The 20,347-nt window shown below is 74.9% G+C and carries 7 protein-coding genes; 6 read left to right on the top strand and 1 reads right to left on the bottom strand.

Annotated features, from left to right (window positions below; all coding sequences use genetic code 11):
• Positions 1-241 precede the first annotated feature (241 nt).
• The 6 genes from ACW14Y_RS04755 to ACW14Y_RS04780 are packed head-to-tail and all read left to right on the top strand — an operon-like array spanning position 242 to position 19,461.
• Complete coding sequence (locus ACW14Y_RS04755; RefSeq protein WP_456985972.1) at positions 242-3,001, top strand: S8 family serine peptidase; 2,760 nt, start codon at positions 242-244, stop codon at positions 2,999-3,001.
• A gap of 1 nt (position 3,002) precedes the next feature.
• Positions 3,003-7,661 (top strand): DUF6603 domain-containing protein, encoded by a 4,659-nt coding sequence (locus ACW14Y_RS04760; RefSeq protein WP_456985973.1) that lies wholly within the window; start codon positions 3,003-3,005, stop codon positions 7,659-7,661.
• 30 nt (positions 7,662-7,691) lie between these two features.
• Positions 7,692-8,924 carry a Kelch repeat-containing protein gene (locus ACW14Y_RS04765; RefSeq protein WP_456985974.1) on the top strand — a complete coding sequence of 411 codons (1,233 nt, stop codon included), beginning with the start codon at positions 7,692-7,694 and terminating at the stop codon, positions 8,922-8,924.
• The gene (locus ACW14Y_RS04770) at positions 8,921-12,385 is read left to right on the top strand and encodes a hypothetical protein (protein ID WP_456985975.1); all 3,465 of its coding nucleotides are present in this window, start codon (positions 8,921-8,923) and stop codon (positions 12,383-12,385) included. Before ACW14Y_RS04765 ends, ACW14Y_RS04770 begins: the two co-directional genes overlap by 4 nt.
• Positions 12,366-17,618 carry a hypothetical protein gene (locus ACW14Y_RS04775; RefSeq protein WP_456985976.1) on the top strand — a complete coding sequence of 1,751 codons (5,253 nt, stop codon included), beginning with the start codon at positions 12,366-12,368 and terminating at the stop codon, positions 17,616-17,618. Before ACW14Y_RS04770 ends, ACW14Y_RS04775 begins: the two co-directional genes overlap by 20 nt.
• Positions 17,611-19,461 carry a hypothetical protein gene (locus ACW14Y_RS04780; RefSeq protein ID WP_456985977.1) on the top strand — a complete coding sequence of 617 codons (1,851 nt, stop codon included), beginning with the start codon at positions 17,611-17,613 and terminating at the stop codon, positions 19,459-19,461. Before ACW14Y_RS04775 ends, ACW14Y_RS04780 begins: the two co-directional genes overlap by 8 nt.
• Positions 19,462-19,532: 71 nt before the next feature.
• Here ACW14Y_RS04780 and ACW14Y_RS04785 read toward each other — a convergent pair whose 3' ends face one another.
• A complete protein-coding gene (locus ACW14Y_RS04785) occupies positions 19,533-20,144 on the bottom strand; it encodes a peptidase inhibitor family I36 protein (RefSeq protein WP_380299192.1) in 612 nt (203 codons plus the stop codon).
• Positions 20,145-20,347: the final 203 nt, after the last annotated feature.

The raw sequence follows: 20,347 nt of genomic DNA on the forward strand, positions 1-20,347 counted from the left end.
GACGACGGAGGGACAAGACCCATCCGATCATTCATTCGATCATCCCGAACCTACAATCATTCCATTGATCCGCACGAGTGAAATCAATAGCCGAAGAGAAGAGATCAATTCGCACACCGACCTCTCCGGGGCAGGTGAACTGCCGTGCTGGGCAGGATGATCGGGGTCGAAATATTGATTGACAGTGGATTTTCCCGGGCCCATGATAAATGCCGTCCGACGATCGGCTGCGAGGTGACGGATGACGTACACGAAGCTCGACGAAACGCTGATCGCGCGCGTGCACACACTGCGGCAGGCCGCCCTCCGCCAGGGCGAGGACGACGATGCCCGGCTGGACCGGACCGAGCGGGTCAAGGTCCTGCTCCAGTACACCGGCGACCTCGCGGTGGTGGAGGAGGCCGGATTCTGGACCGAGTTCCGCACGGCCCGGATCGCGGCCGGCACGATCGCCGCCGAGGACCTCGAACGGATCTCCGCGCTCGACAACGTAATCACCGTCCACGGCAACCGTCCGACCCGGCCCGGAGGGCCCGCGGCACCGCCTCCCGAACTCCCGGGCGTCGACGCGGCGAACGCCGACCCGGCGGGCGTCGACCCGGGCCTCGACGCGACGACCGCCCGCGACGGAGGCGACGGACCGGGCGCCCCCTTCGCCCCCGACGTCCCCACCATTCCCGCCGGATTCACGGGGCGCGGAGTGGTGGTCGGCGTCGTCGACTCCGGGATCGACATCTTCCACCCGGCGTTCCGCAAGCTCGACGGGACGACCCGGATCGTGTCGCTGCTCGACCTGACGCTGCGCCAGACGATCACGGCCACCGGCAGTCCGACCGGGGGCTCGCTGAGACTTCGCTGGCAGCCCCCCGGCCTGTCCGACCAGGCGACCGGCGTCCTGGCCCTCCCCCTGACCGCGGCCGACGCCCAGGCGGCGCTGAGCGCCCTCGGGGGCGTGACGGCCGGAGACGTGGTCGTCACCGGCGGCCCGCTGCCGGCGCAGCCGCTGGTGATCGACTTCGAGGGCCAGTTCATCAGGGCGCCGTTCGACACCGGGCGGATCAACCCGATCCGGCTGACCGACGTCACCCTCACCGGAGGTACCCGGCCCACCGTCACGGTCACCCGCGGGCGGGTCATCACCCCGGCCGAGATCAACGCCGCGCTGGCCGCGGCACCGCCGCCGCCCACGCCGCCCCAGGCCTTCGTCTCCCGCAACCCGGACGGCCACGGGAGCCACGTCGCGGGCATCGCCGCCGGGATCGGCCTGCCCGGCTGCTGCTCCCCGGACCGCGTCACCGGCATCGCGTACGAGGCGGACCTCGCCGTCGTCCGCACGACGTTCGACTCGATCGCGGACCTCCAGGCGGCCCGTCACGTCGTCGAACAGCCATGGCTTCCGGCCGGTGCCCCGAAGCCCCCCGTGGTGGTGAACATCAGCATCTTCGGGACCACCACGGCGCACGACGGCACGTCCCCCGAGGAACAGGGGCTGGACGACCTGCTGATCGGGGCGACCCGCCGGTCGATCGTGCTCATCGCGGGGAACACCGGGGGGCGGGCCCGGCCGAACCAGTTCGCGCAGTTCTCCGAGGGCCAGCACGCCTCCGGCACCGTTCCCGCGAACGGCAGCGTCACGGTGGCGCTGGACATCCTGTCCGGCGACACCGCGGCCGACATCCTGGCCCTCTGGTACCCCGGGCCCGGGCGGCTGAACTTCACCGTGACCGCGCCGCAGCCGGTCGGCGGCCCCGCCATGGCCCCGGTCGTCCCGAATCCCGATCCGCTCTCGCCCTCGGTGCGACGGACCGTCGGTCAGGGACCGACCCAGCACGTCCTGTTCGTCGCCTCGCACCTCGGGGTCGAGCCGAACCGCAAGAACCGGATCATCGCCCAGATCAGCCCGGCCCCGGCCGTCGCCCCCCTCCAGTCCCGGATCGCGCCCGGGGTGTGGACGATCACCCTCACCGAGACGCAGGGCACCGCCACACCGTTCGACTGCTGGACCAATCCGAGCCTGACGGAGCAGCCCGCCCGCTTCGTCCCCGCGGACCAGGACCCGACCCGGACCGTCGCCTCACCCGGCACCGCCCGTCTCCCCCTCACCGTGGGCGCCTACAACCCCGCCAACGACCGGCTCGCCGACTTCTCCGGCCGAGGCCCCACCGCGGACTTCAGGCTCAAGCCCGAGGTCTGCGCACCCGGTGTGGGGATCGTCTCGGCCAAGGCCGGCGGCATCCACCCGGACCTCCTCGTCGCGGGCAGCGGGACCAGCCAGGCCGCGCCGTACGTGACCGGGGTCATCGCGCTGATGTTCCAGGCGAACAACGACCTCGACCACACCACCATCGTCGGCCACCTCACCTCCACCTGTCTGCCGCCGGTCCCGCCGGTCCCGCCGACCCAGTTGGACAGCGGCTGGGGCTTCGGCCGGGTGCACCCCGAACGCGCCGTCCTCGCCGCCATGCCGGCCCCGCTCGCGGAGTCCTTCGCCGCCGCCGGGGAGCCGCTGATCCTGCCGGCCGCCGCCTACCCCGCCGCCCACGTCCCGCCGAACGTCCGGACGCGCCAGGTGCTCGACCGCCTCGCCGGGAGCGCGACCGGCCGCCGGGCCGCCGAGCTCTGCACCGCGCACCTCGACGAGGCCCGGCACCTGGTGGACACCGAACGACGGGTCACGGTCGCCTGGCACCGGATGCACGGCCCCCTGCTGGTACGGCGGCTGCTGCTCAGCGAGCTCGCCCACGACGAACCCGTCCCGCGTACGCTCGGCGGCCGCCCGGTGGCCGACGGGCTGGCCCGACTGCTCGACGAACTCGCCGCCGCCGGGAGCCCGGCACTGCGCGAGGCCGTCGCCGCGCACCGCGACTTCCTGCTCCGGCTGCCCGGTGCGCGGCTGTCCGACCTCGACGGCCCCGACGGCCCCGACCACCGCGAGGGCCCCGACGACCGCCACGACCGCCACGACCTCAACAGCCTCGATGACCGAACGGAGTTGAGCTGAGATGGCCGCCGGAACCCTGGAACTGCTCGCCCGGGAGGTCGCCAACGCCCTGCGGCCGCTGGAGCAACTGCTCGGCGCCGAGCAGCGGCAGTCCTTCCTCACCTCACTGGGCCTGTGGCTGCCGGGCGGCCTCGGCGCCGCCGACGGCCCGCTCGGCACGATCGCCGTGCAGGCCGGCGGCCTGGGCCCGATCGTGCTGCGGCTGGACGCGGCGATCGGGGCCGACGTCGCCGAGCGCATCGCCCTGGAGGGGGTGTCGCTGCTGGGCGCCCTCGGGCAGGTCTTCGGCGCGCTCGACGCCCTGGGGCCCGCCCTCGACACCGCGGTGGCCGGAGCGCCCGGTCTGACCGACGCCCAGCGGGCGAGGATCCGGGCCGAGGCCGAGGAGCTGCCCCGACGGATCCTCGACTGGGCGCTGCTCACGCACATCGAGGCCAGGAGCCGCAACGCGCTCGACCTCCTGTCGCTGCTCGGGATCGTCACCGATGTCGGCCGCGCCTCCGATCCGGCCGACCAGACGGTGGTGCCGGTCCGCCGCCGCACGCTCCACTTCGACCGGCTGCCCACCCTGTTCACCGCCCCCGGCGACCTCCTCCGCGACGCCTTCGGCTTCGGCACGCCCGGGTTCGACGGCGCCGAGCTGTTCCGGCGCCTCGCCGAGTACCTCAACGCGCACGGCCGGTACTTCGACTTCGAGGCGCCCGTCGACGGCCCGCGGGTACTGGACGCCTTCTTCCTGCGGCTGACGGTCGACCCGGCCGGGCCGCTGCCCTCGCTGCTCGCCCGGGCCGATGTGGTGGCCGCCGCGGACCTGGTCCGCGAGTACCGGCCCGATCCGCTCTGGAAGGTCTCCTTCGAGGCGCGGACCAGGTTCGAACCGGGCCTGGAGGCCCGGGTCCGCCCGCCGCTGAGCATCGAACTCCACCCCTCCACCGGCGGGTTGCAGCTCGACGCCGGGCTCGGGCTGACCGCCGAGAAGGCCGACGGCGCGCCGATCGTGCTGCTGGGGAAGGCCGGCGGGTCCCGGCTGGAGATCCACCGCTTCACCGCGGCCCTCGGGCTGGCGGCGCAGGCCGGGCCGGGCGGCAGTGCCACGGCCGAGCCCACCGCCCGGCTCGACCTCACCGGCGGTCACGTCCTGATCGACCTCTCCCAGGGCGACGGCTTCATCAGCAGGATCACCGGCGGCGGGCGGATCGAGTCCGACTTCGAGCTGCGGGCGCTCTGGTCGCCGTCGGGCGGGCTGCGGCTGGAGGGCAGCGGCTCGCTCGACCTGGCGATCCCGACCCACCTGGAGCTGGGCCCGATCGAGGTCACCACGCTGTACCTGAGCGCGGGGATCGGTACGGACGGCTCGGTGCCGCTGGAGATCTCCACCGCCTTCAACGCCGAGCTGGGTCCGGTCAGGGCGGCGGTCGACCGGGTCGGGGTGATCGTCAGATCGCGCTTCCGGGAGGGCGGCAACCTCGGTCCGCTGGACATCGGCTTCGAGTTCAAACCGCCCACCGGAATCGGCCTCGCGGTCGACACCGGGGTGATCTCCGGCGGGGGGTTCCTGTCGGCCGACCCGGCCCGCGGCGAGTACTCCGGCGCACTGGAGCTGAAGTTCGCCGGGTTCGTCGATCTCAAGGCGATCGGCCTGATCAGCACCCGGATGCCGGACGGCAGCGACGGCTTCTCGATGCTGATCGTGATCACCACCGAGTTCGGCGGCCTCGGCCTGCAACTGGGGTACGGCTTCACCCTGCTCGCCGTCGGCGGCCTGATCGGCCTCAACCGCGGGATGAACCTCCAGGCGCTCGTCGAGGGGGTGCGCACCGGTCGGATCGAGTCGGTGATGTTCCCGCAGGACGTCGTCGCCAACGCCCCGCGGATCCTCAGCGATCTGCGGGCCTTCTTCCCGCCCGAGCAGGGGAAGTTCCTGATCGGGCCGATGGCGAAGATCGGCTGGGGCACGCCGACGCTGGTGAGCGTCTCACTGGGCGTGGTGATCGAGATCCCGGGCAACCTGGCGATCCTCGGGGTGCTGAAGTGCGCGCTGCCCACCGAGGAGCTCGCGCTGCTGGTCCTGAAGGTCGCGTTCATCGGCGCGGTCGAGTTCGACAAGTCGCGGCTGTGGTTCTTCGCGCAGCTCTTCGAGTCGCGGATCCTCACCATGACGATCGACGGCGGTATGGGCCTGCTGGTCGCCTGGGGGGACAATCCGGACCTGGTGCTGACGGTCGGCGGGTTCCACCCGTCGTTCCGGCCGCCGCCGCTGCCGTTCCCGGTGCCGAACCGGCTCGCCGTCGACATCCTGAACCGGCCCGGGGCGCTGATCCGGGTGTCCGGGTACTTCGCCCTCACCAGCAACACCGTGCAGTTCGGGGCCGCCGCGGAACTCCGGCTGGGATTCGACGACTTCGGGGTCGAGGGTCATCTCTCCTTCGACGCACTGTTCCGCTTCTCCCCGTTCTCCTTCGTCATCGAGATCGCCGCCGACGTCTCGCTCAAGGCGTTCGGAGTGGGGCTGTTCTCCATCGACCTGCGGTTCCGGCTGGAGGGTCCGTCGCCGTGGCGGGCGCGCGGGCGCGGCTCGATCTCACTGCTCTTCCTGGAGATCTCCGCCGACTTCGACATCAGCTGGGGCGAGGAGCACGACACCACGTTGCCGCCGATCGCGGTGCTGCCACTGCTCGCGGCCGAGATCGCCAAGGTCGAGGGGTGGCGCACCGTGCTGCCGCCCGGCGGCGGCGACCGCCGGGTGACGCTGCGCGCGCTGCCGCCGACCGACACGCTCGTACTGCACCCGCTCGGCACCCTGTACGTGCAGCAGCGCGCGATCCCGCTCAACGTCCGGATCGACCGCGTCGGTGCGCAGCGGCCGAGCGACGGGCGGCGCTTCACGGTGGCTCCGGCGACGGACAGCGGCCTGGTCCAGCTCTCCACCCCGGACGACAAGTTCGCGATGGCCCAGTTCCAGGACATGGACGACGCGGCCAAGCTGTCCGCCGCGCCGTACCAGGACCAGGACGCCGGGCTGGAGTTGAGCGCGGAGCGGGAGGCACTCGCCTCCTCGCGGGTGGTCCGCCGCAGTACCCGTTACGAGCTGCACATCATCGACTCCCGTCGGGCCCCGGCGGCCCCCGCGAGTGTCGTCGCGGGCGCCGTAGCGGGGGCCGCCGGGGTGGTCCGGGCGGCGGGGGCGACCGGGCCGGCCGCCGCGCCGGCGGGGACCCGCCGCGCGCGGTTCCACGACGTCCCCGCCGCCGTCTACCAGCAGCTGCTGGAGGGCAGCAGCACCAGCCGCTCCGCCCTGTCGCGGCAGGACGCCGAGCGCCGCCGGCCGTTCACGGGCGAGGACACCGTGCAACTCACCGGACAGCGGTTCGCGGTCGCCTACCGGCGCAACAACCTGCAGGCCTTCCCGCCGACCTCGGACGTCGACCGGGGCGCGACCACGTTCCGCAGCGCCGCGACGGCGGCCGACGCGCTGGCCGACTGGGTCACCGCGGACCCGGGCCTGGCCGACGCCCTGCACGTCGTCCCGGTGTCGGAGGTCGCCGCCCCGCTCTCCGCCCCCGGGGCGTGGTCGGCGGCCGGTCCGCTGCCGGTCGCGGCCGCCGGGTCGGAGGCGGTCCGACTGGCCGGCGGCACCGTGCTCGTCGCCGGCGGCACCGACGGCACCGGCCGGGCGCTCGGGTCCTCGGCCCGGTTCGATCCGGTGGCCAAGACCTGGTCGGCCGTCCCGGACCTCGCCGTCGCGCGCCAGGGGCACTCCACCACCGTGCTCGACGACGGCCGGGTCCTGGTGACCGGTGGCCGCGGCGCGGACGGGAAGCTGCTCGGCTCCAGCGAGGTCTTCGACCCGGTCGCCGCCACCTGGAGCCCGGCGGCTCCGCTGGGGACGCCCCGGGCCGGGCACTCGGCGACCCTGCTGGCCACCGGCGCGGTCCTGGTGGCCGGTGGCAGCGGGGCCCGGGGCGGTGGCGAGGGCACGCTGGACTCGGCCGAGCTGTTCGACCCGCGGGCCGGCAGCTGGTCGCCCGCGAAGCCGATGGCCGACGCCCGGTCCGGGCACCGCGCGGCCGTCCTGCCCGGTGGCCGGGTGCTGGTCGTCGGCGGGGCGCTGGCCACCGGCGGCCGACCGGCCCCGCTCGCGTTCTGCGAGCTGTACGACCCGGCCGCGGGCACGTGGTCCACCGCCGGGAGCCTCACCACCCCGCGCCGAGGCCACCGGGCCACCGTGCTGGCCGACGGCTCGGTCCTGGTCACCGGCGGCGAGGCGACCGGGATCCCGTCCGGCGGCAGGTTCACCCTCGCGCCCCTGGCGTCGGCGGAGCGCTACGACCCGGGCACCAACACCTGGAGCCGACTGCCGGACATGCCCGGCGGCCGCAGCGGGCACCGGGCGCTGCGGCTGCGCTCGGGCAAGGTCCTGGTCGTCGGCGGCACCGCCGGACCCGCCTTCGCCGGGGGCTTCCGCAACGCGACGCTCTACGACCCGGCCGGGCGCGGCTGGACCACCACCGGCGGCCTGGCCGACGGCCGGGCCGACTTCGCCGCCACCGAGTTGGCCGACGGCCGGGTCCTGGTCGCGGGGGGCGTCACGCTCTCCGGCCCGGCGGCACCCGGGGAGGCCGCCGTCGTCACCGCCGGCACCGAGATCCTCACGCCGTGACCACGGCCAGCCCGAAGGGTTCGACGAGCCATGACCGACACCACGACCGGTGCGACGACCGGCGCCACGACCGCTGCCGTGTCCGCTGCCACGATCGCCGCCACGACGAGTACGGCGGCCGCCGCCGGCGGCTCCTGGACGAAGACCGGTGACCTGCCGTCACCGGCCTCCTGGTCCGGGCAGTACGACGGCGCCGTGCTGCTGAAGAGCGGCAAGGTGCTGCTGACCGGCGGCTCGGACGCCGCCTCGGCCGTCCTGACCCGCACCGCGGTCTACGACCCGGCCGCCGCGACCTGGACGGCGGGCGTCCCGCTGCGCTTTCCGCGTCGGCTGCACACCGTGACCAGGCTCGACGACGGCCGGGTGCTGGTCGCCGGGGGCACCAGCGGAGCGTCGCCGCTGTCGCCCGGCCTCACCGGCGCCGAGCTCTACAACCCGGCCGACGACACCTGGAAGTCCGCCGCCGACATGCGGGAGGCCCGCTGGGGGCACAGCGCGGTGCTGCTGGCCGACAAGCGGGTGCTGGTGGCGGGCGGCGTCGCGGTGCGCTCCGGCGACTCCGTCAAGGCCCTGCGGTCGGCCGAGATCTACGACCCCGCCACCGACACCTGGACGGACGGCGGGGCGATGACCGACGCCCGGACGGGCCACTCCGCCGTCCTGTTCAAGGGCGGTCAGGTGCTGGTGTGCGGCGGCACCGCGCCGATCTCCGGGCACGACGACGCCTCGCTCGCGTTCTGCGAGCTCTTCAACCCCACCACCAGGGCCTGGACCCCGACCGGCAGCCTGGTCCTGCCGCGGAGCCGGCACCAGGCGGTGGCCGCCTCCGACACCGCGGCGCTGGTGTTCGGCGGCGCTACCCCGGGAGCCCCGGGCGACGGCACGTTCGACCCCTTCGCCGGTCTGACCGTCGAGCGTTTCGACCTGGCCACCGGGGTCTGGACGGCGCTGCCCGCCTCGCCCGGGGGCCGCGGCCTGCACCGCGTGGTCCCGCTGGGCGGCAGGAAGTTCCTGCTGGTCGGCGGCACGGCCGAGGTGCGCGACGGGGTCGGCTACCGGAGCGCGCTGGTCTTCGACGACACCACCGGTGCCTGGACGACCGCGGCCGGGACGACCGTCGGCCGCTGGGCGTTCGCCGCCACCGCGCTGTCGGACGGCCGGGTGCTGATCGCGGGCGGGACGGTCCGCGCCGGGCTCGCCGCCGCCGATCCGGCGGTCCCGGAACTCACCGCCACCACCGAGGTGTTCGGGGCCGCCTCGTGACCGCCAACGTCTACTCCTTCCTTCCGTGGCTGCGCGGCGGCATCGCCACCAGGATCGCGGCCGACCCGTCCGGCCCGGTCACCCGCGCCGAGATCCCGGTCCGGCTGCACCTGACCGGCGAGCCCGTCGCCGGTCCGCCGCCGGAGCAGTTCGTCGACCAGAAGGTCCAGCTCTACGGCCCCGGCGACATCGTCGGCATCGACCCTCGGGTGGTCTCGCGGACCGAGCCGCGGGCCTGGGTCACCAACGCCGAGCCCAACTACCTGGCACACATCGAGTTCTACGACGAGGACTTCCCCTGGCAGTACAGCCCGCTGGCACCCGAGGCGGACACCGGGCGGTTGCGGCCCTGGCTCGCCCTGGTCGTGCTGGAGGGGCCCCGACAGACCGGCGAACCGGGCGAGTTCACCGAGGGCGCGGCACCCGGGCGGCCACTGCCGTTCGTCACCGTCACCGACCCGGCCGGCACGCTGCCGCCGCCGGAGCAGCTCGGCGCCTGGGCACACGTGCACGTCGACGAGAAGCTCGACGAGCCGATCGTCTCGGAGAACATGCCCGCCACGCTGGCCGCGCTGCGGCAGGTGCTGCGCACCGCCCCCGACCGGGCCTGCTCGCGGCTGATCTGTCCTCGGCACCTGCGGCCGAGTACCGGGTACCACGCCTTCCTGGTGCCGGCGTTCGAGAGCGGGCGGCTGGCCGGCCTCGGCTTCGACCCGGGTGCCGCGCCGAGCGCCGCTCACTCCGCCTGGGGCCCGAACTACCCCAACCGGCAGGCTCCCGGCCAACTCCCCTACTACTACCGCTGGTTCTTCGGCACCGGCACCGCGGGCGACTTCGAGTACCTGGTCCGGCTGCTGCAGCCCGGACAGCCCGACCCCCGGGTGGGGCGGCGCGACGTCGACGTCCGACGCTCGCCCGGACCGGGCCTGCCCGGGATCACCGAGCCCGCCGCCCTCGGCGGGGTGCTCAAGCTCGGCGGGGCCCTGCGGGTGCCCGACCGTGAGCCGGACCTCTGGGACAACTGGGACGGCCGCTTCCCCACGCCTCCCCCACCGCCGCCGCCGGCCCCGCGACCGCCCGTCCCGCTGCCGTACCCGCACCCCTTCCAGCAGGCCCTCGCGGGGCGGATCAACCTGGCCGACGACTACCTCAACCACCCGCCCGCGGTCGCGCACGCCCGGCTGGCCGCATCGCTCGGCCCGGCGCAAGCGGCCGGGGCGCCGCCGCCCGGCGCGGCCGATCCGGTGATCACCCCGCCGCTCTACGGGCGCTGGCACGCCCGGACGTCCCGACTGCTGTCCCGGCGGGACGGCACGCCCGTCCCGGCACCGGAGAACCGCAACTGGGTGCACCGGCTCAACCTCGACCCGCGCTTCCGGATCGCGGCCAACTTCGGTACCCAGGTGGTCCGGGCGCGGCAGGAGGAGTTCATGGCCGCCGCCTGGGAGCAGGTCGGCGAAGTGCTCGCGGCCAACGCCCGGATCCGCGCCGCGCAGCTCGCCCGCGAGGTCGGCCATGTGCTGCACGGCAAGCACCTGGCCCCGCCGGTGCCGCCGACGGCCCCTCCGCCGGTGTCCGCGCTGCCCGGGCCGGGGGCCGCGCAGGCCGCCGCCGTGCCCCCGCCGCCGTCCGGGCGTTCGCTGCGGCTGACCGCGCCGGCCGGCTCCCGGGTGACGACGACCGGACCGGCGGAGGCGGCACGGGCCGACGGACCCGGCGGTGCGCAGCCGGCCGAGCTGGTGGCGGTCGGCTTCGAGGTGGCGCGCAGCCGGATCGCGGCCGCGCCGGTGTCGCCGCCGATGCGGCGGATCACCAGGCCGCGCTCGCGCCTCATGCGCGGGCTGCCGTTCGCCGCCGCCAACCAGTCGCCGGACGCGCTGCTGCCCCGGATGGACGACCCGGCCACCGGGATCGTCGCCGCGCCGCCCAAAGCCGCGCCCGCGGCGATCGTCACCCCGGCGCAGCTCGGGAACGTCCTGCACCCACCCGGACCGTCGGCGGCCGGACCGTCGGCGGCCGCACCGTCGGAGACCGGACCGTCGGCGGAACGGGCACCGGGGACCGGAACGCACGGACCCCTGGCGCAGGAGACCGGAGCACCGGAAGCCGGAGCACAGGAAGCCGGAGCACAGGAAGCCGAAGCGCCGGAAGCCGGGCCGTCCGATCCGGTGGGCGGGCTGCCGACCAGCTCGGACTTCGTGCTCAGCCTGCCCGGGGACGGGGTGGTGCCCCGACCGGGCGGCGAGGACTCCGCCGAGGCCCGGCTCTTCAAGCTGGCGCTCCGGGACCTCCACGACGGGCTCGACACCGCCGCGGTCGGCGGGCTGACGCCGGAGCGCCTCCCGCTCGGCATCGCGCCGGTCACCGGCGCCATGCTCGCCGGACTGAGCGCCGACGAGACCGTGCCCCGGCAGCTGCTGAGCGGGGTGCGGCTCCCGGAACGCCTCCGGCCCTTCGCCGAGCGCTTCCTGGAGGCGATGGCGTACCCGGTCATCGACCTGCCGATGTACCAGTCGCTGCTGGACATGTCGGTGGACACCTTCGTCCCCAACCTCGGACTGGTCCCGCCGAACACGATCACCCTCCTGGCGACCGACCAGGAGTTCATCGAGGCGTTCATGGCCGGGCTCAACCACGAGCTCGCCCGCGAGCTGCTGTGGCGGGAGTTCCCGACCGATCAGCGCGGCTCCTCGTTCCGCCAGTTCTGGGACCCCCGGGTGGAGCCGCCCCGGCCCGGCGAGACGGCCGCGGAGCGCCGGGAGCGCCTCTACGACATCACCCGGCTGGACGGCTGGAGCACGGACACGGCGCTCGGCACGCACGACAACCGCGACCTCGTCCAGGAGGAGGAGCTCGTCCTGGTGATCCGCGGCGAGCTGCTCAAGAAGTACCCGACGGCCGCCGTCTACGCGCACCGCGCCGCCTGGGCCACGAACGAGGACGGCGTGGTCGACCCCGCCCTGGAGCGGGTCCTCGCCGACGTGCCGGACGGCGACCGCCCGTCCCCCGAGCTGGTCAAGCTGCCGATCTACGAGGCCCGGGTGGAGCCGGACATCACCCTGCTCGGCTTCGACCTGACGGCGGACCAGGCCCGGGGGAAGCCGCCGTCGGACCCCGGCTGGTTCTTCGTGATCAAGGAGCGGCCGGGCGACCCCCGGTTCGGGGCCGACGACGGCGCGGGTACCCCGGTCGAGGTGTGGAACGACCTCTCCTGGCGGGACATCGACCCGCAGGACCGGCGCTTCGTCAGCCTCGACCCGGGCGTGCAGGTCCCGCTCGTCCGGTTCGACGGCTCCGAGGACGACCAGGAGAAGCGCGAGCAGCGCCGCGAGGACGCCGCGCTGCCGCTCTGGCACTCCCGGCTGAGCTCCGCGGACATCGCCTACATGCTCTTCCAGGCACCGGTACTGATCGCCGTCCACGCACAGGAGATGTTGCCCGATGCCCGCCCCGCTCACTGACGACCTGCCGGTCCTGCTCGGCCCCGTCCGGCTGGAGACCTGCTTCACCGACACCGAGCTGCTGGTCCGGATCTTCCCGGACGAGTGGGCGGTCGACAAGTTCGAGCCGCTGCCCGGCGAGGCCGAGTTCACCGCGCTCAGCGCCTACTGGACGGCGGTCTGGCGGGCGGGCCGCGACAGCGCCGCCGAGCAGGTGGCGTGGCACGAGTTCACCGGCCGGGTCCCGGTCGGCCGGGCGGCCTGGCTGCGCGCGGAGCACCCGCCCGCCAACCCGGCCGAGCAGCCGCCGACCCCGCCGCCGGACACCGTCGTGCTGGTCCTCACCGGCCCCGCCGCGCCCGCGGCCGCCGACCGGCAGCCGACCACCGCCTACTGGACGGCGGTGTGGCGGGCGCACGGCGACCGCGCCCGGCTGCGGTCCGCCGACGCGGCACTGCTGGCCGCCGTCGGCCCGCAACGGGCCCGGGCCGTCCGTAGCCGGCGGCCGTCCGGGATCGACGCCGCGCCCACCGACCCGCGCGACGGCGTCGTGGTCGCCTTCCTGGTGCTGCCGCGCCCGGCCCAGGTGGCCCAGGACTCCTGGACCAGGGCCCCCAGGGCCGGACTGCTGCCCGACAGGTTCACGGCGCTCGGGTACGTCGGCGACACCCAGGTCTTCGCCGTCCCCGGCAAGCCGGTGCCCGACGAACTCGTGGTCGGCCCCGATCCGAGCACACCGCCCGCCGAGCAGCTCAAGGTGAACGAGCAGACCGGCGCGCTCCGGGTGCCCGCGCCGCTGCGCTGGCTGACCGACTTCGAGGAGGCGTGCAAGGTCGGCATGGGCATCCGGGTCCCGCTCGACGCCCTGAACCGCGGGGGCGTGGACCGGCTGGTCGTCCTGGGACTGCGCGAACGCACCGACCCGCAGCAGTCCGCGGGCGACCTCGGCCGGCTGGTCACCCGGCAGCTGCGCAGCCCGACCGGGTACGCGCTGCTGCCCCAGGGCACCCCCACCAACAACTCCGAGCAGGCGCCGGCCGGCCAGGACGCCCGCGAGGAGGCGGACGCCGGACTGCGCACGGCGGCCGGGCTCGCCCCGGCCGCGCCCGGCGACTGGACCACCAGGACCGACGGCCAGTGCCTCGCCGAACTCCTCGGCCTCGACCCCGCGGTCCTGGCCGGGGTCCCGAACGCCGACCGGACCGACCAGCGGGACGCCCGCGCCGCCAACACCGCGCTGTGGCCGGCGACCTGGGGCAACTTCCTGCAGACCACCCTGTACCCGGTCGTACCGCCGCAGACCGTCGCCGACACCCGCGACTTCTTCCTCCGCCACGTCAGCGGACGCGGCCCCGTCCCGGCCGTCCGGGTCGGCCGCCAGCCCTACGGCATCCTGCCGACCACCGCGTTCAGCCGGCTGGTCTGGCCGGCCGCGTCGACCCACCGCACCGCCCTGCACCGGCTGTTGAGCGTGGCATTGACCGACTGGCGGGCTGCGGCCGGGAAGGTCGCGCACCTCGCCGGCGGCGACCCGGACCCGCACCAGCGGCTGCTGGACATCCTGGCCCTGCACCCCACCTCGGCCGAGTACCACCAGCGGTACGCGCAGAGCGTCGAGGACGTCTTCAACCGGGAGAACCTCGGCGGCCTCGGCGGCACCGTGCTGCCCGTGCTGGAGGACGTGCTGCACATGCCGCAGCCGATCCGCGCGCTCCTCGCCCGGCTCGGCTACCAGGTGCACCCGCCGGAGCGCCCGGACCCGGCACTGGTCCGCCGGCTGTTCGCCGGGACGCAACAGCCGCTGCTCGCCCCGCTGGTGGACGACGGCCCGCTCTCCGAGACCGACCCGGTGCGCGCCTCCACGGCCGGCCCCGACCCCGGGAACTACCTGCACTGGCTGGTCCGGTACGGGCGCACCGACCTGGACACGGTGCGGCTGGAGAACGGCTTCGCCGGGAACCGCCCGCCGGCCGCACTGCTGTACCTGCTGCTGCGGCACGCCGTCCTGCTCGGCTGGGAGGACGCCGGGCGGCGCCTCGCCGTCGCCGCCGGCCGCCCGGCCCCCTCCCTCGCCGACCCGCTCTTCGTCCACGTCCGCGCCCAGCGGCCCGGGGAGCCGGCGCCGCCGGTGAGCGAGAGCCGCTACCGGCAGCTGTACGCCCCCGACCCGGCGATCACCGGCAGCACCGACCCGGACCTCCTGGTGCACCGGTTCGTCCCCGGTGTGCTCGGATCGAGCCCGGCGACCGCCGCGCTCGCCGGGCAGTTGCGCGCCGTCGAACTGCTCGCCGACCTGCCCACCGCCCGGCTGGAACGGGTGCTCGCCGAGCACCTCGACTGCGCGACCTACCGGCTCGACGCCTGGCTGCTCGGGCTGGCCAACGAGCGGCTGGCCGAGCTGCGGTTCGGGCCCGACGGCACCGGCGCGCCCCGGCCGGGCGTCCACCTCGGAGCGTACGGGCTGCTGGAGGACGTCCGGCCGCGCGCGCACCCGCTCGGGTCGGTCACGCTGGACCCGCAGCTCGCGACGGTCTTCGGGGCCGCCGAGATCCCGTACGACCCGGCCAACGGCGGCTACGTCCACGCCCCGTCACCGAGCCACGCCACCACCGCCGCCGTCCTGCGCGCCGGTTACCTCGCCAACGGGACGGCGGCCGCGCCCGGCTCGTTCGCGGTGAACCTGAGCTCCGGGCGGGTCCGGACCGCCCTGGAACTGCTCGACGGGCTGCGCGCGGGCCACTCGCTCGGGGCACTGCTCGGCCGGCGGTTCGAGCGCGGGCTGCACGACCACCACCCCGGCGTCGAGCTCGACCGCTTCCTCCCGGCGCTGCGGCGCGCGTTCCCGCTGCGCGCGGGCAAGCTGTCCGAGGTGACACCGCAGGGCCGGGCGGACATCGACGTGATCGAGGCGCGCAACGTCGTCGACGGGCTCGAACTCGTCCGCCGCGCCACCCGCCCGCCGGCCGCGCCCACCTACCCCTTCGGCGTCCCGGACCTGCCGACGGCCTCCACCGAGGAGCAGGACGCGATCAACGCCGAGCTGCGTCGGCTGCTGGACATCCACGACGCGCTGGCCGACCTCGCCGTCGCCGAGAGCACCCATCAGGTGCTGCTCGGCAACGCCGAGCGCGCCACCGCGACCCTGGACGCCTACGCCAAGGAGGGCTTCCCGCCGGAGCCCGCCGTCGTACGGACCCCGCGCAGCGGCGTCACCCTGACCCACCGGTTCGCCGTCCAGCTCACCGCGGGGCTGCCGCCGAACGCCGGCGCGGCCCGGTTCCGCGGCGACGGCCCGAGGGCCAAGGCCGAGCCGGCGGTCAACGACTGGCTGCCCGGCCTGCTCCCGGCGCAGAGCGACGTGGCGGTCCGGGTCACCTGGACCGATCCGCTCGACGGACAGCCGCGCCGGAGCGACGTCACCCAGTTCGACCTCGAACTCCAGCCCATCGACCTGCTGTGGGCACTGCGTCCGGCGCGCGAGACGGCGATGACCGACCTGGACGACCGGATCCTCGGCGTTGTCGTCACGCGGGACAAGCCGCGCCCGGACGTCCCGCTGACCATCGAGTACACCACCCGGGTGGACCGCAAGGTCACCCTGTTCGAGGTGTCACCGCTGGTCGAGTCGCTGCGCTCGCTGCTGACCACCTCCCGGCCGCTGCGGCCCACCGACCTCGTCCCGGCCTCCGGGCCGGCCGGGGTCGACCGCTCGGCCGACGAGGCGGTCGCGGTGCCCCGGGAGCGGCCCGCGGCCGTCCGCACCGGCCTCGACGCCCTGCGCGCCCGGGTGGCCGACCACGTCACCGTGCTGACGCGGCTCTACCCTGCCGATCCGGCCCCGGTACGGCGCGACGAGGTGCTCGACCGGATCGACGCACTGGTCACCACCCACAGCCAGCTCGCTGGCACGGCCGGGCTGTTCGGCCTGCTGCGCAGCGGCTGGGGGGAGCTGGTGGGCTGGCGCCGCGGCGTGTTCGCCGACGTCCTGGCGGCGGTCGCGGTGGCGGCCGCGCGGATGGGGCGTTCGCTCGCCGAGGCGGACGCCCTGCTGGCCCGGTACGACGCGCTGCCCGCGTCCACGCCGACCGAGGACCGGTTCCGGCTGCTGGAGCAGACCGAACGGCTGCTCACCACCACGCCGACCAGCCCGCGCCCGTCGACCCCGGCCAAGCTGCGCGTCACCGTCGCCGGCCGCAGGTCGGCGTTCGACTCCCGGTTGCAGGGGCTCCGACGGCTCGCCCGCACGACGCGCACCACGCTCGCCGGCCTGGTCGCCGACGTCCGGGCGCTGCTGCCGCTGACCGCCTTCGACCCGGTCGGCCTGGACCCGGCCCCGTACGAGGACCGGATCGTCGAACTGGGCCGCGACCTGCTGGCCCGGGCGCTGGCGCTGCGGACGGACGTCACCGGGCGGCTCGCCGCCGCCGACACGGCGCTCGCCGAGTACGACGCGGCGGTGACCGACCCCGACCGGGTCCGGGCGGCCACCGCGGCGCTGGTGGCGATGCTCGGCGAGGACGTCCTGGTGGTGCCCGAGTTCACGGCCTCGGACCAACTGGTCCAGGACTGGAAGCGGGCCCGCGCCGACAGCCCCGCGCTGGTGAAGCACCTGACGGACGACTTCGACCGGGACTTCCCGGTGGACGACTGGGTCCACGGCATCGCCAGGGTCCGGGAGAAGCCCCGGCTGTGGGAGAAGGCCGTCGCCCTGGGCGATGCCCTGCGCGGGCCGGGCGGACTGCTCGGCAACATCCCCGGCTGGCAGGAGCCGCAGCTGACCCCGGTGCAGTTCCCCTACCGCCCGGGCGACCACTGGCTGGCGATGGAGTTCCGCGCTGGCACCCTGATCGAGGAGGACCGGCTGCTGTTCACCGCCCACTACGCCTCCGAGCCCCTGCTCGCCCCCGCACGGCGGTGCGGGGTGCTGCTCGACGAGTGGACCGAGGTGGTACCCGCCCGTCAGGAGACCACCGGGATCGCGGTGCACTACGACGGCCCGGACTCCGAGCCCCCGCAGACCATGCTGCTGGTCGTCCCGCCGACCCGGACCGGCGCCTGGGTCTGGGACGACCTGGTCGCCGCCGTCCGGGAGACCTTCGACCTGGCCAGGGTCCGGGCCGTGGAGCCCGGCCACCTCGACGGCACCGCCTACGCCCAGTTCCTGCCGGCCACCGTCCTGTCGGCCACCCGGCAGCCGATCACCATCAGCACCGATCTCGCGATCGCCAACCTGCGAGGGAAGGCCCGTGGCTGAGCCCCGTATCGAGAACCTCCGCGAGGCGCTGGACAACCGCCGCGCGCCCACCGTCGGCCTGTGGAACCGCGTCGAGGGCAGGCCGCGCACCACCGACTTCGCGCGGGCGCTGCGCGCCGAGGTGCGCGACCCGCTGTGGATGCTCACCCGGCAGTGGCAGATGGGCGAGTTCCGCGGCACGGACGGCGGCTCGCCGGTCACCGCGACCTATTCGGTGGTCGCCACGCCACCGAGCCGGTTCCGGCCCGCCGACGGCGCGGTGGAGGCGCTGCGCGCCGACCGGCCGCTGGAGGCGGTCGCGGAGCGGCGCCCGCTGCCGTTCGCGTTCGCCGCCGACCGGATCTCCTTCGACCTGCGGCTGGCGATCGGGCGCCGGTGGATGAAGCTGATCGGCAGGGCTCCGCTCCTGCTCGGTCTGACCGTCCGCCAGAAGTACATCGACCGCTACCCCGTCGCCCTGCCGGACCCGAGGGCGGACGCCGACAGCCCGAGGGTGGCGCACCCCGAGGTCTGGTCCGCCCTGCAGACGGTGGCCGGCCGCCGGATGGACGGCTACGAGTTCTACCTCGCCCTCAAACGCGGCCGGCCCGCCCACGACGGGATCGACGGGCTGCTGGGCCTGCAACGCGACGAGCTGGCCCGGCTGGCCCGGCGGCTGACCGCCTGGTTCGACACGCTGATCGACCAGCCGACCGAGGACCCGGCGACCCACACCGGCAACACCGCCTGGGACCCGGCGCGCCTGGAGCACCGCTTCTCGGTCGCGGCCGGTGCGGCCGGCGGGGCGGAAAAGGTCCTGACCGCGCAGGAGTACCCGGGCGGCACGCTGGACTGGCACGCGTTCTCCGTCGACCCGGCCGGTCCGCTCGGCGGGGCCGCCCCGCCGCCCGCGCCGCTGAACCGCACCGTGTTCCCGGCGCCGGTCCGGTTCTCCGGCATGCCGCTGCCGCGCTGGTGGGCGGTCGAGGACGGGCGCACCAACTTCGCCGCCGTGCGGCCGGACAGCACCGACCTGGCACGGCTGGTCTTCCTGGAGTTCGCGCTGGTCTACAGCAACGACTGGTTCCAGCTGCCCTGCGACCTCCCCAGCGGGACGGTCGCCTCGATCCGCGGGCTGGCGGTGACCGACGTCTTCGGCCGGAAGCTCTGGATCACGCCCGCCGGGGCGGGTGACGACGCCGACTGGCAGCGCTGGTCGATGTTCACCCTCGACACCGTCGGCGACACGTCCGTCCCGGCGGACACCGACCTGCTGCTGCCGTCGAGCGTGCCCAAGGTCGCCGAGGGCCCGGTGCTGGAGGAGGTCGTGCTGGTCCGCGACGAGAGCGCGAACATGGTGTGGGGCGTCGAGCAGACCGTCCGGCTGCCCACCGGCGAGCCCCGGCGCGGCAGCGAGGTGGCCGCCGAGATCCTCGCCCACCGGCTGTCCCTGCACCCGCCGGCGGTGCCGCCGCCGGCCGCCGCACCGGTCCGCTACGAAGCGATGAACACCGTCCCGGAGAACTGGATCCCGTTCCTCCCGGTGCACGTTCCGGGGCAGAACCGCCAGATCCGCCTGCAGCGCGCGGCCATGCTCGGTGTCGTCGACGGCGAGCCGGTGCCGGCCCGCACGGCCCTGCTGCGCGAGGGCTTCGACCAGGGCCGGGCGTACTTCGTGCACGAGGAGGAGGTGCCGCAGACCGGCACCGGGATCACCTCCTCCTTCAACCGCACCCGCTGGAGCGACGGCCGGGTCTCCCTCTGGCTCGCCACCCGTCGCCGCACCGGCCGCGGCGAGGCGTCCAGCGGGCTGGCCTTCGACTTCCTGGAGGACACCGCTCCGCCGCCGGGCACCCCCGGCTGACACCCGCCGCCCACCGCTGCCGGTCGTCCGCGCGCGCGGACGACCGGCAGCCCGACCTCGAAGGACGCTGCTCAGCAGGGGCTGAGCCAGTAGACCCAGCCCCACGGGGCGTGACGGTCCTCGCTGTAGCCACCGGGTGAGGTCCAGCCGACGTTGCCGTTGCGGTCGTAGAACCTGGCGTACAGGGTGGACCGCTGGTTGTTGATCCACGACCCGGTCCCGACCCACTTGATGCCGACCAGGTAGTCGCAGGTGAACAGGCGCAGCTCGTCGCCGGTGAAGTTCTCGCCGCTGTACGCGCACACATAGGTGTAAGGGCAGCCGGCAGCCAGCGCCGGGCTGGTGCCGGCGGCACCCAGGTCGCGGGCGCGCTCCTCCCCCGGCAGGGTGAGCAGCAGCTCGCCGCCCCCGGCCAGGTCGATCCTGTTGACCGCCACCTGGCTCGCCCCGGGGGTCTTGGCGAGGTAGCCGTCGACCCGGTTCTGAAGGTCCCTCGCCTGCGAGCTGTCCAGTCCGAGGCTGCGGGCCTGCGCCGAGAAGCCCGCCCGAGCGGCCCCCGGGTCGCTCGCCGCGGTCGCCGCGGTCGCGGCAGGGGCGACGCACACCGCCAGCGCGGCCGCGACGGCGAAGGGTACGGCCAGCAGATGCTTCCTCGTGGTTCCCACGTGCAGACGTGCCATCATGCAACCTCCTCTGCGGGGTCCTTCCGAGGTTCATCCTGTCCCGGCACAGCAGCGGGAGGCTTGTAGGAATGCGTACCGCCGGTTGCGGCCGGTCGGGTCGTGCGGCAGCGGTGGCATTCCTGGGGTGGCGGTGAACTGCGGCGGCTTGGGGCTGGGCGACGCCGCGGTGTCGACCACGGCGGCGCCTCGGCGAGCACGGCGAG

The organism is Kitasatospora sp. cg17-2, assembly GCF_054031055.1.